General features: G+C 67.8%; 15 protein-coding genes and 2 pseudogenes. 7 read left to right on the forward strand and 10 right to left on the reverse strand.

The features are described 5' to 3' along the window. Nucleotides 1-236 precede the first annotated feature (236 nt). Together ACFVU3_RS27145 and ACFVU3_RS27150 are read right to left on the reverse strand one after the other, a co-directional pair. Nucleotides 237-1,025 carry a tetratricopeptide repeat protein gene (locus tag ACFVU3_RS27145; protein WP_390070177.1) on the reverse strand — a complete coding sequence of 263 codons (789 nt, stop codon included), beginning with the start codon at nt 1,023-1,025 and terminating at the stop codon, nt 237-239. 459 nt (nt 1,026-1,484) lie between these two features. After that, nucleotides 1,485-1,670, reverse strand: coding sequence for a DUF6281 family protein (locus tag ACFVU3_RS27150; protein WP_390070179.1), 186 nt, complete (start codon nt 1,668-1,670; stop codon nt 1,485-1,487). A 103-nt stretch (nt 1,671-1,773) separates the two neighbouring features. Here ACFVU3_RS27150 and ACFVU3_RS27155 point away from each other — a divergent pair, with 103 nt between their 5' ends. Further along, nucleotides 1,774-2,205, forward strand: coding sequence for a VOC family protein (locus ACFVU3_RS27155; protein WP_390070181.1), 432 nt, complete (start codon nt 1,774-1,776; stop codon nt 2,203-2,205). 444 nt (nt 2,206-2,649) lie between these two features. Beyond that, on the forward strand, nt 2,650-3,414 hold the full coding sequence (locus ACFVU3_RS27160; RefSeq protein WP_390070183.1) for a maleylpyruvate isomerase family mycothiol-dependent enzyme: 765 nt from the start codon (nt 2,650-2,652) through the stop codon (nt 3,412-3,414). Nucleotides 3,415-3,432: 18 nt separating this feature from the next. Here the strand turns inward: ACFVU3_RS27160 and ACFVU3_RS27165 are convergent. Beyond that, a pseudogene (locus ACFVU3_RS27165) lies at nt 3,433-3,687 on the reverse strand (hypothetical protein); the annotation flags it as partial. A 225-nt stretch (nt 3,688-3,912) separates the two neighbouring features. Here ACFVU3_RS27165 and ACFVU3_RS27170 point away from each other — a divergent pair. Then, nucleotides 3,913-5,244 (forward strand): PQQ-binding-like beta-propeller repeat protein, encoded by a 1,332-nt coding sequence (locus ACFVU3_RS27170; protein WP_390070185.1) that lies wholly within the window; start codon nt 3,913-3,915, stop codon nt 5,242-5,244. A gap of 184 nt (nt 5,245-5,428) precedes the next feature. After that, nucleotides 5,429-5,698: a hypothetical protein gene (locus tag ACFVU3_RS27175; RefSeq protein WP_390070187.1), complete on the forward strand. Its 270-nt coding sequence runs from the start codon at nt 5,429-5,431 to the stop codon at nt 5,696-5,698. Nucleotides 5,699-5,870: 172 nt separating this feature from the next. On the opposite strand, the gene ACFVU3_RS27180 is transcribed toward ACFVU3_RS27175, so the two are convergent. The 5 genes from ACFVU3_RS27180 to ACFVU3_RS27200 all read right to left on the reverse strand — a co-directional run bounded on the left by ACFVU3_RS27180 (nt 5,871) and on the right by ACFVU3_RS27200 (nt 10,578). After that, nucleotides 5,871-7,145, reverse strand: coding sequence for a pentapeptide repeat-containing protein (locus ACFVU3_RS27180; RefSeq protein WP_390070188.1), 1,275 nt, complete (start codon nt 7,143-7,145; stop codon nt 5,871-5,873). Between the two features lie 467 nt (nt 7,146-7,612). Next, nucleotides 7,613-7,813: a hypothetical protein gene (locus ACFVU3_RS27185; RefSeq protein ID WP_390070190.1), complete on the reverse strand. Its 201-nt coding sequence runs from the start codon at nt 7,811-7,813 to the stop codon at nt 7,613-7,615. Nucleotides 7,814-8,373: 560 nt separating this feature from the next. Then, a complete protein-coding gene (locus ACFVU3_RS27190; protein ID WP_390070191.1) occupies nt 8,374-9,441 on the reverse strand; it encodes an aKG-HExxH-type peptide beta-hydroxylase in 1,068 nt (355 codons plus the stop codon). Between the two features lie 364 nt (nt 9,442-9,805). Further along, on the reverse strand, nt 9,806-10,153 hold the full coding sequence (locus tag ACFVU3_RS27195; protein ID WP_390070193.1) for a hypothetical protein: 348 nt from the start codon (nt 10,151-10,153) through the stop codon (nt 9,806-9,808). A gap of 20 nt (nt 10,154-10,173) precedes the next feature. Next, nucleotides 10,174-10,578 carry a hypothetical protein gene (locus tag ACFVU3_RS27200; protein WP_390070195.1) on the reverse strand — a complete coding sequence of 135 codons (405 nt, stop codon included), beginning with the start codon at nt 10,576-10,578 and terminating at the stop codon, nt 10,174-10,176. Nucleotides 10,579-10,736: 158 nt separating this feature from the next. Between ACFVU3_RS27200 and ACFVU3_RS27205 the strand changes: the two are divergent. After that, nucleotides 10,737-11,000 (forward strand): annotated as a pseudogene (locus ACFVU3_RS27205) (transposase family protein); the annotation flags it as partial. A 710-nt stretch (nt 11,001-11,710) separates the two neighbouring features. Here ACFVU3_RS27205 and ACFVU3_RS27210 read toward each other — a convergent pair. Further along, nucleotides 11,711-12,079, reverse strand: a complete 369-nt coding sequence (locus ACFVU3_RS27210; RefSeq protein WP_390070196.1) for a peptidase inhibitor family I36 protein — start codon at nt 12,077-12,079, stop codon at nt 11,711-11,713. A 287-nt stretch (nt 12,080-12,366) separates the two neighbouring features. Between ACFVU3_RS27210 and ACFVU3_RS27215 the strand changes: the two genes are divergently transcribed. Beyond that, a complete protein-coding gene (locus ACFVU3_RS27215; protein ID WP_390070198.1) occupies nt 12,367-12,585 on the forward strand; it encodes a sigma factor-like helix-turn-helix DNA-binding protein in 219 nt (72 codons plus the stop codon). A 343-nt stretch (nt 12,586-12,928) separates the two neighbouring features. Beyond that, complete coding sequence (locus tag ACFVU3_RS27220; RefSeq protein ID WP_390070200.1) at nt 12,929-13,597, forward strand: hypothetical protein; 669 nt, start codon at nt 12,929-12,931, stop codon at nt 13,595-13,597. A gap of 71 nt (nt 13,598-13,668) precedes the next feature. On the opposite strand, the gene ACFVU3_RS27225 is transcribed toward ACFVU3_RS27220, so the two are convergent. Next, entirely contained in the window at nt 13,669-13,896 is a 228-nt protein-coding gene (locus tag ACFVU3_RS27225) for a hypothetical protein (protein ID WP_390070202.1), read from the reverse strand. Between the last annotated feature and the right edge of the window lie 559 nt (nt 13,897-14,455).

Genomic DNA, 14,455 nt, shown 5'->3' on the forward strand with positions numbered 1-14,455 from the left:
GCGCCTTGACCGGTCGGCAGCGGGGCCGGGTCGGGCCTGCCGTGCACGCGGTCATCCTGCCGGGAAACCGGAGCCCATCGCCTGGTCCGGCCGGTAGCGCAGGAGCCGCCCGGGGGAGGAGGATCCGCCGGTCGACGCCGATGCGCGGATCTCCCTGCGGCAGGCGCCGGCCGCCCCCGCCGGCGGCCGGCGTGCGCGGTCGTCCCGGAGGGCGCCTGGCCGATGATCTCGGCACGTCAGAGGCGGTGGCGTCGGCGGCGCAGGAGGACCAGGTTCTGGGCGGCTCGTGCATCACCTGCCGCGGCGGCCCGGCCGTACCAGTGTTCCGCCTCCTCGAAGTCTCCGCGCTCACGCAGGAGGAGCCCGAGGTTGAACATGGCGTTCGAGTGCTGTGCCGCGGCTGCCGCCCGGTACCAGGTCTCCGCCTGCCCCAGGTCACCGCGCTCGTAGGAGAGGAGCCCCAGGGCGTACGCTCCCTCGGGGTGTCCGGCCTCGGCACTGGCCCGGCTCCAGCGCTCCTTCTCCCTCGCGTCGCCGCGTTCAGCCGCCTGGGAGGCGAGGTTGTACATGGCCAACGCGTCGCCCTCCTCGGCGGCGCGCAGCAGCAGTCCATGGCCGGCGTCGTCGCCCTGGCCGATCAGGAACAGGGCGTAGTCGTTGGCGGCTCCGGGCACCCCTGCCTCGACGGCACGCCGGAAATGCGCGGATGCCTTCTCCGCATCACCGAGGGCCTGGTGGAGGTCGGCGAGCCGGTAGGCCGCCAGGTCGTCACCCGCCTCGGTGGCCTTCGTCCACCACGACTGTGCCTGGGGCAGGTCCCGCTCGAGTGCGGCGAGGTCGCCGAGTTCGAGCATCGCCCTCACCTCCCCCTGCGCCGCTGCTGCGCGCAGCTCCGCCCCGGGCCGGTCGGGCGCGGGAAAAGGCGGCTCGACGGACACCTCTCCCGTGAGCTGACGCACCTGCCTCCGTATCGACCACTGGCGGCCCGCCCACAGGACGATGACCACAAGCAGAACCAGGTACAACGGCCATCCCTGCATGCCGCGGTCCTCCCCTTGGCAGCGACTCCCGCGAGGCCGCCCGTCGTTGCCCTCATGCTTCCCCTGTCCTGCGGACGGCATGTACGCATGCCAGGCCGGCCGGAGTGTCAGAGACCACGGCTCAGGCCGAGATCGGTCCGTCCGCCGGGGCGGCTCAAGCAAGTACCTCCGGTCAGGCCCGGGTCGCTGCCTCTCCTGATCGTATGAGCGTTGTGGAGGGGCTGCTGCAGTTTCTGACGACCGCACGCACTACGCCTGGAGTCGCTCGCCGAACCGGGCTGGTCCCCGTGCAGGAGAGCCCGGGGGAGTGCTGACGGCTGTTGCCGGCTGGTCCCTCGGCCCTGACACCGTCCGGGCACGGTGTCAGGGAACGACTACAGCCTCCCCGGCCCAGTGGGAAAGGGAACGGCGACCCTCCACCTCGACGAGGACGTCCTCGACCGGCTAGGCGGTTTCCTGCGCCGACTGCTCTGCGGAGCCGGATCCGGTACCCGTGTCGTCGCAGGAGGGCTTCGTGGCGCTGCCGGGCCGACGGCCGACCTCGAAGTCGGCGTGTGCGGCATCGGTGTCCGTCCGGTGGTCGTAGACGACCTGGAACGCGGAGGATCCCTCCCTGCGACCGCACGACACAGCAGAGGTAGCGGCGCCCTCTCCCGACCAGTCGCGGGCCTCCCGACCAGTCGCGGGCCTCCCGACCTGGGGAGATGGGCAGGGCCCCTGTTATCGTGCGCCGATGTCAACGATCAAACAGTTCCAAGTGACCTTCGACTGCGCGGAGCCCGCGCGCCTCGCCGACTTCTGGTGTGAGGTGCTGGGATACGTCGTGCCGGCGGTCCCGGAAGGCTTTGCCACGTGGGAGGAGTACCACCGCACGCTGCCGCCCGAGGACGAGATCTACTTCGGATGCACTGACCCCTCGGGTGTGAGCCCGCGCTTGCTCTTCCAGCGAGTTCCCGAAGGTAAGGTCGTCAAGAACCGGGTGCATCTCGATGTGCGGGTCGGCGCCGGGCTCGTGGGTGAGGAGCGCCTGGCCACACTCGAGGCCGAATGCGCACGGCTGATGGCGCTCGGCGCGAAGCACGTGCTGACGCAGCGCGCCGATGGCGTGAACGAGTCCTGCATCACGATGCAGGACATCGAGGGCAACGAGTTCTGCCTCGGCTGATTCCCCTCCGAGACCGCGATGGGGAGCCGTCTCCGGCCGCTTTCGCTCCGGGGGCGCCGGGGAGTGGGACGGCCGGGAACTTCAGGGCAGCCGAAACGGCTGTCCCGATGTTCCTCAAGGGCCGTCTCCCGTGGACCTGTCATGTCCCGCGTGCGGCTCTTGCCGCGGTCGGTCCAGTGCCCAGGCAGCTGCCGTCCGCAGTCGTCGTAGCGTCGCCGCTCGCCCGCTTGTCACTGGACTCGACCCAGGGCAGGCAGTCGTTGCGGTTCCCCGGCAGCGGCCGGGCGACCACCCTGACCAGGCGGGGTGTTGGCGTCGACGACCTGCTGGTCTGGGGCGCGTGCCGGGTGTGCAACCAGAGGTGGTTCAGAGCGTCCGGCAGTAGGCGTGTGGGGTGGTCTTAATCGAGTGCGAGAGTCCCGGACCGGGTGATACAAGGTCTGCGTGACTGATCATCTCCACTTCCCCACCCTGCTGCGGATGATTGACGAGCGGTCCGCCGCGTTCCGCGCCGCCGTCGCCGCGGCCCCCAGCCTCGACGCCGATGTCCCGTCCTGCCCGGGCTGGACGCTGTACGACCTGGCGAACCACCTCAGTGAGGGGGACCGCTTCTGGGCCTACATCGTGCTGAACACCGCACCGGGCGACGAGCGGCCGAGCAAGGACGGGCTGGCTGCGCCCAGGGAGCGTGAGGAGATCGTCACCTGGCTGGCCGACTCGACGGAGCAGCTGCTCACCGCACTGCGCGAGGCCGGCCCGGACCGGGGCTGCTGGGCCTGGTGGGAGCCGCTGGCCTCGCCGCACACGGTGGCCGCCGTGGCCCGCCGCCGCGTCCCGGAGTCGCTGATCCACACCTACGACGCCCAGCTGGCCTCCGGTACCCCGCAGGAGCTGCCGGCGACCGAGGCGGGCGACGCCATCGAGGAGTTCCTCGCCACCGTCTGCACCGGCACGGTCCCGTGGCCGGGCGAGCCCGCCACCATGGACTACCACGCGGCCGAGGCCGGCTCCTGGCGCCAGACGGTGGACGCCGCCGGTTCCCGCTTCACCCGCCTCACCGCGGCGGAGGCCGCCGGGAGCAAGCCCACCGCCGCCATCTACGGCACGGCGAGCGAGATGGCCCTGCTCATGTACATGCGCATCCCGGCCGGCTCGCTGCGGATCGAGGGCGACGCCGACCTGCTCCAGCAGCTGCAGGACTGGGGCTGAGGCCGACCGGCAGCTGGATCACTTGAGGCGTCGGGTGGTGGGGCGGCCGTCCCAGCGGCAGCGGCTCGTCGAGCGTCGGATGAGCATGCGGAGCCTGACGAGAGTGGCGGCGAGGTAGAGGGAGAAGTCCACGACGCGGCTGCGCTGTTCGGTACTGTTTACCTCGGTCCACTGGGAAGCGTTTGCGCATTCCCCGCCGCCAGGCGCCTTGGTGATGCAGCCATCCACCGAGAGTCCGCCGAGCCGCAGGCCGATCATAGGGTCGTACGCCTCTGGGCAGTGCCTTCAAGCGATCACCGCTGGTGGATCATCGTGCAGTGATGCGTCGCCATGAACTATCCGATGTCGAGAGGGAGTTCGTCTGGTCGCCGCCGCCTGAGGGAGCTCCGCGATCCGGCCCTCGGCCGGTCCGGCGGATGGCTCCTTAAGATGATCGCCGCTGAGGATCACGGGAACCCACGTGGACCGTCGACGGCGAAAGGCTCAGGGCGAGCGGACATGACCACGCGGGGGAACGACATGCCGCCCGGCACACGGATCGGGCGGCGCGCCCTGGCGGCGGGGGCGGCCCTGGTCGCCCTCTGCTGGCTCACCACCGGATGCGGCCTCTCCGGGCCGGCGAACGAGCGCATGGGCGTCGTCTGGGACACCTCCGAGGACCGCAAGGCCGAACCGCACGGGATGGGGGCCTGGCTGTCCGGCGACACGCTGGTCCGCAGCCGCTTCGACGCGTTGACCGGCTTCCACGCCGCCACCGGCGCAGGGAGCTGGGAGTACGTGCCGCCCGGCCGCTCGTCGGTCTGCCACGCCACGGCCGACATCGCCCGCTCGGTCCTGGTCCTCGTCCTCGACGGGGACGGCGCGGCCTCCCCGGCCAAGGACGAGTCCTGCACCACCGTCGTCGCGATCGACATGAAGGACGGCCGCAAGCTCTGGCAGGCGCCGCTCAGCGAGCCCGAGCCACGCAGTCTCCAGGACTACTCGGTGTTGGCCGGCGGTGGCGTCGCCGTGCTCCTCCAACAGGACGAGCTGCGCGCCGTGGACGTGCGCACCGGGAAGCCCCGCTGGAAGGCGGCCCTGCCGAAGGACTGCGTCCCTGGCCGGACCGCGGCGGCCGAGGGTCAGGTCGCCGCCTTCCTCGCCTGCGGCGGTGAAAACCGCCGCGGAGGCGACAAGGTCGCGGAGGACGCCGAACTGCACACCGCCGCCTTCGACCCGGCCACGGGCGCGCTCCGGTGGTCCACCCCGCTCGGGGGCCGGCGCGCCGTGAGCCATGACACCTTCGCGGACTTCGTGTCGGCCGATCCGGTGGTCGTGGCGCAATCGGAGGATGGCGAGCGGGGGGCGTACCTCTCCTTCGGCAAGGACGGCCGCCCGAACCTTCCCATCGACTTCAGCGGCCCGTACGGCACGATCGACTACCGCAACAGCCTGACCATGGCGGCGGCGGACGACCGCAGGCTCTACGCCATGCCCGAACCCCCGACGAAGAGGCCCCGTGACAGCCGGTACCACCTGACCGCCTTCGACCTGGCCACCGGTGTCCCCGTCTGGGGTGGCACCCCCGACGACGACCGCCTCGACGGCGACAGCGGGTACAGCCTCCTCGTCCAGGACGGGAAGCTCACCGTCCTCACCTCGCACCGCAAGAACCCCTACCGTGTCCGTGTCCTCGACCCGGTCACAGGCGAGCAGCGCGAGATCCGCGACCTCCCGGACGGCGTGGGCCCCGTGGACAGGATCGTCACGTACCAGGGCCGACTCATCGTCGCACGCTATGCCGTCCACGAGACGGGGTCCAGGCCCTTCACCGCCTATGAACGTCGCTGACGCGCCGCCGCACAGCCGTCACCCTCGCGCCGCTCCGATGTGGGCGTGACATGCGAAGACACCTCTCAGGGGCCAGCGGCTCAAGGCCCGGGCGGCGCTGAAAGGGGCGGGTCTGCTGGCCTTCACGCCCGAGGCGTCGGCGAAGGGCACGAACGTCACCGTCACCCGCCCCGGCGGGATATCCGTGCACATCGAGCAGGACGAGATGAAGGGCTGCACGCCCGAGATGTTCCAGTGGTGGTTCGAGAACCTCGCCGGCACCACTACCTGGAACGGCGAGGACTTCTCCGGCCCCGAGATCCTCACCCACCACCTGTGGCACCACCGCGACCGCATCTGCATCACCTCGCTGACCGACGCCCCTGACGGCACGAAGAACAAGGGGTTCCGGTGGGGGCGATCTCCCGAAACGACGAGCAGTTCAACGACTGCCGCGACCGTATCCATCAGGTGACGCGCACCACGACGCTCGACACCACCGAGTCCGGCACCTGCATCGAGACGACGTCCCGTCTCCTTGAGCCCGCACTCCTGGCGTTCGCTGAACCAGAGCGTCGACGATCCTCGGCTCCAGCGCCAGATCTGCCATCGGGGAGGATCCGCCAGCCGCTGCCGCCGTCCGGTGGCTACGGATTCGTGGCGAGCCAGGCGGAAGGAAGGCCGATGACTCTCGCCGAGGTGGCTGCGGCAGCGTCGAGTAGCCCGGGTGGAGCTCCGACACCCACTGCGTCGGCGAAGTGAATCTCGCTGCCGGAGAACGTCACACCGCCGAAGTGCACCTCTCCGCCGGAGAACGCCGCGCTGCCGAAGAACACCTTGCCGCCGGAGAACGCCGCGCCGGCGAAGGACACGTTGCCGGCGGAGAACGTCGCACCCCCGAAGGAGACATCCCCGCCGGAGAACGCCGCGTTCCCGAAGAACACGTTGCCGCCGGAGAACGTCGCACTGCCGAAAGTCACGGTGCCGGCGGAGAACGTCGCACCGCCGAACGAGACGTCACCGCCGGAGAACGCCGCACTCTGGAACAGCACGGTGCTGTCGCAGAACGTCGCGCTGTCGAAGGAGACGTAACCGCCGGAGAATGTCGCGCTGCGGAACAGCACGGTGCTGCCCGAGAACGTCGCGCCGGCGAAGGACACTCTGTCGTCGAACGTCGCGCGGTCGAAGGCCACTGTGCCGGCGGAGAACGTCGCGTTCGCGAAAGACACCCTGCTGCCGGAGAAGGTCACGTCTTTGAAGTCCAGGGCGCAGTCGACGGTGACGCCACGAAGGTCGAGGTCGCAGCCCTGCCAGGATCGGTGGGTTCCCTTGGGACGTCGGTAGTGGTCTCCGATGAGGCGCAGGATCGTATGGCGGACGTTGCGCAGGGCCAGGTATTGATGGTGTTCCTCCCGGTGGGCGGGATCGTCGCCGGGGTCAGGTGTGAAGGGGAGCTGGAGATAGGCGCACAGCACGTCGATGCACGTCTGGCGGAGGTTGTTGTCGGGGGCGTCGTCGGCGAGGCCGGCCAGGGCGTGTACGCCGCCGAGCCGGACGGCCGGAGACTCCGAGCCGAGTTTGTCGACGGCCTGGGAGAAGCGTTCGGTGTGCAGGCGCGTGGCTTCGCGGCGGGCGCCGACCTCGTCGACGCGCTGACGCCGGTAGGCAACGACCAGGGCGACCAGCGCACCGGCCCCGGCGACCACGCCGAAGGACAGTTTCATCAGATCGAAGAGAGTCTTCGCGTCGAGCTTCCTGGCGGGCTCGATGTCCTGGACATCGAGCAGGATCACCAGGCTGGCGAAGACGCTGCCCGCGGTCAGGATCGCTGCCAAGAACGTGATGGTCAGGGCAAGACCGACCTTTGACAGGCGCAGCTCTCGCTCGCTGGGGTCGGAACCGGGCTCCGTGTCTTGTGCCATGAGGACAGAGACATGGTTCGCACACGCACGGTTGCAGCCTGATCTGCCGCCGGTGGCAGGCGAGTTGCCGTTCCGCATCGGCCTCGAAGGCGATCAGAACGGGAAGTGTTTCAGCGCCCTGCCCAGCAAGGGGTCGGACCTCGTCAGGCGTCGGGGCAGGGAGCACCGGATCCTGGAACAAGGACAGGCATGTGACGAGGAGCGGGGTGCTGACCAGGGCGTCGGTCGCTCAGGTACGTGCTGGGCGGAACAGTCGCCCCCGGCCCCTGTTGAAGGGTCGGGGGACCGGGGGGCGACCACGTGTGCGTCGTGTGCCCTCAAGGGCGAGAAGCGAGGGCATGGTCATTCCCTCGCGGGGCGAGAGCCGCCCGCACAGGAACCGGCCCTGGCGGCCCGGCGATTTCCGCTCGCCGCAACGGCTCGGGCGGCCGGCCCGGCCGGAAGATCAGGAGCTCAGGGCTTCAGGCTCACTTCGTGCACCGGACCGTGGCGTTCGACCAGTACATGTACTGGCTGATCTGTCGCGTGTACGGGATGCCGGACGGGAAACACATGTAACGGGCGTAGCCGGCGAACGACGCCTTCGTATAGGCGTCGCTGTGGGCCGAGTTCTCGGCAGTCCACGCGCTCGACCCGGTGCCGAAGCCGCTGAAGTACTCGGTCGTCACGGGCGCCGGGCTTGCGGAGGCTGTACCCACGCTGCCCAGACCCGTCAGGCCGAGCGTCGCTACGAAGGCGAAAGTCAGACGTACGAAGGTTCTCTTCATTCTCGTCTCGTCTCCCTAGTTCTGGAGCGTGTCTCGCTCCGGACGAGAAGCTAACAGCGACTCGGAGCTCGCGACGGAGAGTCCCACAAGAACGCCGAAGAAACCTGAATCACTCAACTCCCTTGCTGTCACGCAAGTTTGGCTGGATCGTGAAGGCGCGCTCCATGATGACCGGATGGGGCTCACGTGTTCCCCATGGCGCTGTTCGGGGTGCGTCGAGGAACTGCCGTGCGGAGGTCCGTGCGTTCCGTGAACCACACGCTCCCGCCAGTTCAAGCGGGCGGGTGGTGGGTCGTGGGGTAGGGGGCGATCCACTGTCGCACCCGAGGAAGGGACGACATCGACGGCTACGGCATGGACACGGGATGCCGTGTGAACCCGCCTGAGAGGCATTCCGGTGCAGCGTTCGGCGGCATGCTCTGCCCGATCACAGCGGATACATAGGCGGGAGCCCGGGGAGGTCAGTGGTACCGGTCGGAGGGGCCAGCCAGTCGGCCAGGGCGCTGGGGTCCGGCATATGGCCTGTCGTCTCGGCGACGCGGGCGTGGACAGCTCGGACGACCTCGGGGCACCAGGTCAGGGAGTGCGCTCGCCGTACGGCGCCGGCATCCGGCGCAGGCTCCTGTTGGCCTGAGCGGCGCCAGGCCAGAGCGAGCCGGACCCAGGGCTCCTCCTGGGTCGGCTGCCGTGTCACCTGGCCTTCGGCGAGGTGACGTGCCGCTGCGACATCGCCTCCCAGGCGAGCCAGGTCCGAGGGATCGGTTGCCGCGCGGGGTGTGGGGACCGGGGAGGCACGATGACGGCGGCGCGCCGGTTGCCCACGCGGCGGCGAGTTCGTCCACGGCACTCGATGCGGGGAGCAGATGGCGCAGTCGCCATCGGACACGGTGTGCCACGGCCGCTTCCATGGCCAGCGCCCTCACGCCGTCGGGAACGTCTTCGTCGTCGGTCCAGGTCATGATCGTGTCGACGAAGAATCGCCCTGCCTCAGTCAGCTTCGGGCTTTCGCGCAGTGCGGTGAAGACGTCCCGGGTCTGTGCCTGCAGGTAGGCGAGTTCGAACTGAGCATGCCGCAGAGCGATGCCCGAAGCTTTGGTGACCAGCCGCCGGCAGAAATCCACCACATCGATGTGGACGAACACGCCGTGCAGGAGACCGGAAAGAGGGCGCGGGTCCTCTCTCCAAGGGGCGTAGTACAGCTCCTGTGGCGCCGGCGCTTCATCCTCCGGTTCGTACAGGTCGGTGGAGTCCATGACGGCGTGCAGCTTCATGTGTCCGAATTCGTGGACCAGAGTTCTGGCCAGCTCCACCACGTTCTCAGGTGCGCAGAGTGCGACCCCGCCGAACGCGTCGCTCGACGACACCGCCTGCGCCTCGTCTTCGGGGTGCGGCGACAGGGGGGTGAGGCTGGTCAAGGCCATCGAGAGGGGCTCCGGAGAGCGGCCGAGATCGAGCAGGAGCTGTCCGGCACCGGCGACGGCGCGCTCCCAGCGGTCGATCTCTTCCCTGGTGAGCCGGGAGGGCTGCACCGGGCCGTGTGGTTCTCGGTAAGACTTTGCGCGGGCGTGAGCCGGAGGCCACCGGGCGGTGCACTCACCCTCATCCACTGCACCGTCGACCGGGCACCAGATCTCGCATCAGTCCGAACCGTATGACCGTCATCGCCAAAGCCGCCTCACCCTGGAGAGACAACGCTGAAAACGCTCACGGTCTCCATACGCCTGGCCGGGCAAAAGAAAGGGCAGCAACCTGGAGGGGTGCCGCCCTTTTGGTTCTCGACCTCAGTTGCCGTCTCTACTGTACTGCCCACCCTCCGGCGTAACCACAGCCTGGGCGTCGTGGGCCACGAACCGTACCCACAGGACGTCCTTTCCTGGCAACCCGTGCGTTGATCTACTCGATAATTTCCCGCACGCGGTACGAAAGTGTGTACGAGCCGCCATCACCGCCACCGAAGTTTTTATCGTGTGGCCCGTTGGGCTCAAATCGCGATATCTCCACCCAGCCGAGAGAGTCGGACCCCAAAGGGCTTTCGTCATCCCGCAGACTGATTCGCTTGGTCTCATCTGCGCCGAAATCGAATACCGAATCCATTCCCACTTCGGTACCCTGCGTCATGGAGAAGATACCCGAAGGCGGCCAGAACCTAGTTCCGTTATGGAACATGAAGAGTTCGTCGACCTCATCGTCGTCGGTTTCATTGCACCGTATTCTTGTGAGCTTCACGGACTTTTCCCCCATGATTCCCACCTCCCGAACTCTCAGTCGACGACCTTTACTCGATAAGTCAGAATGTAATGAAATCCACCCCCAGTGATATCGAACCGTGCCTGCCCGTCGGTGTCACCTTCGGATATGATGACTCCGCCGAGGTCATCATCGGTCCCAAAGTCTTCCTGGTCGTAGAGAACAACGGTGACCTCGCCATTGAAAGCGACGTCAACTCCAATTGGAACCTCCAGACCCGTCCCGATGGTAAACCATCCAGTGAAAGGCCAAACCTGCCTACCGTTGGCCTGGATCATTATCTCATCGAAATCGGAATCCTGAGGGTTCTCGCAGCGCAATCTATCCATCGTCAAGACGGCGACCACTTCTTTCGCCTTCTTTCGCTCTCCGCTGCACGCCTCTACCTCTATGAGAGCACTGCTATCCCATTGACGCAAGCACTAAGCATCTACTTTCCTAACCCTATTCAATAATTACCGGATGAACAATTAGGACCGTAAGGTGATCCCTCAGTGAACCTCTTTCATCCTGTGCTGGAGGGTGAAATGGGCTGGTCAGCGGGGGTGGTGACGAGGCAGGGCCCCTGGTCGTTGGCGTGGTGATTCCACTCATCACACCGGCGACCGAAGGGGCCCTGTTGGTTCCGTATCCTGCCACGCTCGACGTCCCGCATGAGCTCGTCGAGCATGTCGCCTGGCTGCTGCACGAGCATCGCCAGGCCCGCAACACCCGCTGGCGCAAGCTCGGCTGCTTCCAGCAGGCGTCACTCACCCTCGTCCACCCGCGCAAGAACGAGACATATTCCCAGCGCGGAGCGGGTTTCGGGATATCCCAGGCCACTGCCTGGCGGTACGTGGAACCAGCTCGCCAACGCCTGCCTCATCCCGGTCCACGCCTCCGTGCCGGCCGCCTGAGCCACTGCCAGGCCACCCGCCATGGCCAATGCCTGCTCCTGCATCCCACATCCTCGGAGTCAGCCCCATCCGCACAGAGGCCCCGGCGCTCGTGCCACGCAGCCTCGAACGACGAATCGCCGCCCCAGGCCCGTTACGGCGGCCTCGGAGACGTCGACGCCGCCCGTACGCCCGATGCCGCCCGTTCGCCCGGCGCCGCCCTGACACGACGGCGAAGCACGGCCCTTGGCGCCCACGTCGCCCCTACCGCGTCGCCGAGCAACGCCACCGTCGTCGGCACGATCATCCTGGTCACATACGTAGAGGTCGGCTGACAGTTCATGGCCCGATAGCCGCTACTCCTGATCGGGTATCGAAGTCGGTCGTCGGCCGCATCCTCCACAGCGCAGAGCCCAGATTCCGCCGAGCCCTGTATCCCGTCGTGCTACCGGGGCGGACGGCGACACCGCAGGACGACACCCGGTACGACGGCATGCACGGGACGGCGGCCGAGCGGAGCGATCGAAGGCCCAGTCGGCTACGGGGTAGCTGATCAGCCCGCGGATGGATGGAATGGTGTTCAGGAGGGGAACGAGCCGGGCGGCGTCGCGCGGGTTCCCGCCGTCCTCCCCGAAGCGAGGGTGGACGGCAGGTTTGACCGATCGGATCAGCCGACTCAGCCTCCGCAGCCACCGACCGAGATCGAGGACACCGCGTTGTCGTAGAGGAACAGAAGTTCCTGCCTGGCGCCCGACGGGATGCTGAAGTGGTAGCCGTAGTAGTCGGCGTCAGTGTAGACGCAAGCCTGACCACCACTGCGGTTCCACACGGAGCTGGCCCGGTCGTTCCACGCCCAACTGATGTAGGGGGTATCCACGGGGAAGAGCTGCACCATGTCCCCGGTGTTGTTGTGGCCGTCGTAGAGGCAGATCATGCCTTCCATACAGGCGTCCTGGGAGCTGGCCGAAGCCGTTCCCGGACCAGCCAGTACGGCGGTGGCAGCGATCGCCGCCGCTGCCGCCGCGGTCTTGACGGTCAGTTTCATGAGTGTCCTTTCCCGTTTCTGCTCGTGGAAGCCTGGTCATGGCCGCCGCGTCACACTGCCGCTTCGCGGAGGCCCGGTCGCAAAACCGTTCCCTGTGCGCAGGTGGTGCACAGAGATGAAGCGCCGGTCACCATCTCAGGAAGCGACGGGGTCGTGACCCTGACTCGGCTTGCTCTTAGCTTTGGAACGGCCTTCGAATTGGCCTCAAGCGGATTATGCCGCAAGCAAGTTGAGGCAGGACTGAGCCGCGTTGCCGGAAGTGGCTCTCTGGCTGTAAATGATGAGGGTTGCTGGGTCGGAGAGGAGCTGGTCCGGCGGGGCCAGGTGGCGAGGCTCCTCGCGCTGCTGCCCCGCGCCAAAGAGCGGCCGTCTGCCTGCACCACCGGTACAACATGGACGACCGGCGGATCGCCGAGCGCATCGGCTGCACCCGAGCCACGGTCCGGTCGCACCTCCCCCAGGCCCGCGCCGCCAAGCGGCTCGCCTCCACAGTCGACAGGACCTGACAATCACGGGACGTAACCACACCATGGCACGCACCGGGGGGATGATGTACGAGCTGCGCCTGTCTGGCATCCGCACCCCTCTCTGCCCTTTGTCGCCGACGGGGCTCTCGTCTTGGACTCTCAGCGCGACGAGCAGCTCCGGGGCCATCGTCCGACACGCGTCTGGGGTCGGCAGCTGACCACGGTGGTTCCGAGCACGTCGCAGAGCTCCCGCTGACGACCCGCCTCCTCTGGCCTTTGGGGGCCGCTGGATAACTATTGATCAGAAATGTAATGAGTTCATACGTTGAGGGTTCTCCCGTCTCACCGGAGTTTGAAGCCGCAGGTCAGGTACGGTGCGGGCATGATTGACGGTCTTCCTTCCGACGTTGCCGCGCCCGGCAAGGCGCTGCTCGCCGGCTACTTCGTTGCGGTGCCCGAGCGGCTCACGGTCGCGGGATTGCCCCGTACAGAGCGGCTGACGTCAGCGTCCGACTGCCTGATCAACCGATTTCCGGATGATGGCCGCTGGTTCGGCACGGAGCAGGAGGCACTCTCGGCCTGCCTGCCACTCCATCTGCCGTTGGAGGCATGCCTGTACGCCCTGCTCGTGCCCTGCGAACATGTCGGCGGATTCGCCGCCGACATCCGCGCCGCCGGGACGGACGAACCGGTACTGCTCGCCCACCTCGATGGTCAGGGCGCCGGCGAGGCCGCCCGGCAGGTGGCCGAGGGCGGGCACAAGCTCGGCTGGGAGGTACTCGGCTACGACTGCGGCCTGCTCCACACCTGGCTCTGCAACGACCTCTACGAGGAGGGCAGGCTCCACCTCGGAGTGGATACCGACGAACGCGGTCTGCTGCCCGACCGGCAAACCGCCCTACGCGTTGCTGCCTGGGCGAACACTCGCGAAGACACCAAGCCAGTCACCTGGTTCCCCGGCGCTCTGATCGAGTGGGACATCCCGGTCGAGAGCCGCCTCGGCCCCGCCACCACCGAGATTCCGGTGCCCCCTGTTCGTCAGCCCAGATAGGGCCGGATCCTTCAGCGTGCCCGATCAGGCCGAGCCCGATGCCGGCACCGGTCACACTTCGCTGAGTGCGGTCACAACTCGTTGAGACGGGGCGAGGCGCAGCGGACGTCGGGGCCGCCGGAGCAGGGCGGATGATGGGGGCTGGTGTTGTCGGCAGCGTAGGAGCCTGCGGGTTCTTGCGGCGAGTTCGGCCCGAGGAGCCCGGCGATTCGGGCGAGGAACCGGCACGTGCCCTTCGCGTCGAACGACTCGGTGAAGACGATGAAGTGCATCCGGCCACGGGTGCTGTTCGCGGTCATCGCGGTCCCAGACAACCGGGTTCCGGTGTGCGAAGGATCGGAGTCTGCCCCTTGTCGTCCCTGGTGCGGCCGGTGACCTGGCCGGCCGAATGCATCCCTGGTCGGCGAAGAGAACCCCAGTAGGTGGCATCTCGGCGCGCTGCGGACAGCTCCGTAGTGTCATGAAGCAGTGGCGTCTCGAACCCGCAAGAGGACCGCACCGTGTCGGTGTGCTCCTGTCGTCGTGGGTCATTCGCCCCTAACCACCTGGTGTCCGTACCCCGCTCCGGTGGCCGTCCGCTCGAGGGATGGTCCCGCGGATCCCGGAACCCCGTCTGGCGCCCACCGGTAGAGTCAGTGGCAACTCGTGCCGATATCGCGTGCGCGGGCGGCTCGGTGGCCAGACGAGCTCTGGCAGCAGTAGCGCCGGGCCGCGCGTAATTGTCAAGACCTGTGGATTGGCGACCCAGTGGGGGTGGAAGGACCAGCAGGGAGACTGGGCTTGAGTCTCCCGTAGGGGGAGGCACGAAGGTGCAGGCATGGACGGCGACACGCTCTTCACGATCGGGGCCCTGGCCCG

The sequence above is a fragment of the Streptomyces sp. NPDC058052 genome (assembly GCF_042885515.1).
In the GTDB taxonomy this organism is placed as follows: Bacteria; Actinomycetota; Actinomycetes; order Streptomycetales; family Streptomycetaceae; genus Streptomyces.

What these genes read in the sequence shown, in the direction of transcription:
- ACFVU3_RS27210 (WP_390070196.1), bottom strand. Translation starts at nt 12,079, where the DNA reads ATGAAACTGACCGTCAAGACCGCGGCGGCAGCGGCGGCGATCGCTGCC.
- ACFVU3_RS27180 (WP_390070188.1), bottom strand. Translation starts at nt 7,145, where the DNA reads ATGGCACAAGACACGGAGCCCGGTTCCGACCCCAGCGAGCGAGAGCTG.
- ACFVU3_RS27220 (WP_390070200.1), top strand. Translation starts at nt 12,929, where the DNA reads ATGATTGACGGTCTTCCTTCCGACGTTGCCGCGCCCGGCAAGGCGCTG.
- ACFVU3_RS27195 (WP_390070193.1), bottom strand. Translation starts at nt 10,153, where the DNA reads ATGGGGGAAAAGTCCGTGAAGCTCACAAGAATACGGTGCAATGAAACC.
- ACFVU3_RS27170 (WP_390070185.1), top strand. Translation starts at nt 3,913, where the DNA reads ATGACCACGCGGGGGAACGACATGCCGCCCGGCACACGGATCGGGCGG.
- ACFVU3_RS27155 (WP_390070181.1), top strand. Translation starts at nt 1,774, where the DNA reads ATGTCAACGATCAAACAGTTCCAAGTGACCTTCGACTGCGCGGAGCCC.
- ACFVU3_RS27225 (WP_390070202.1), bottom strand. Translation starts at nt 13,896, where the DNA reads ATGACCGCGAACAGCACCCGTGGCCGGATGCACTTCATCGTCTTCACC.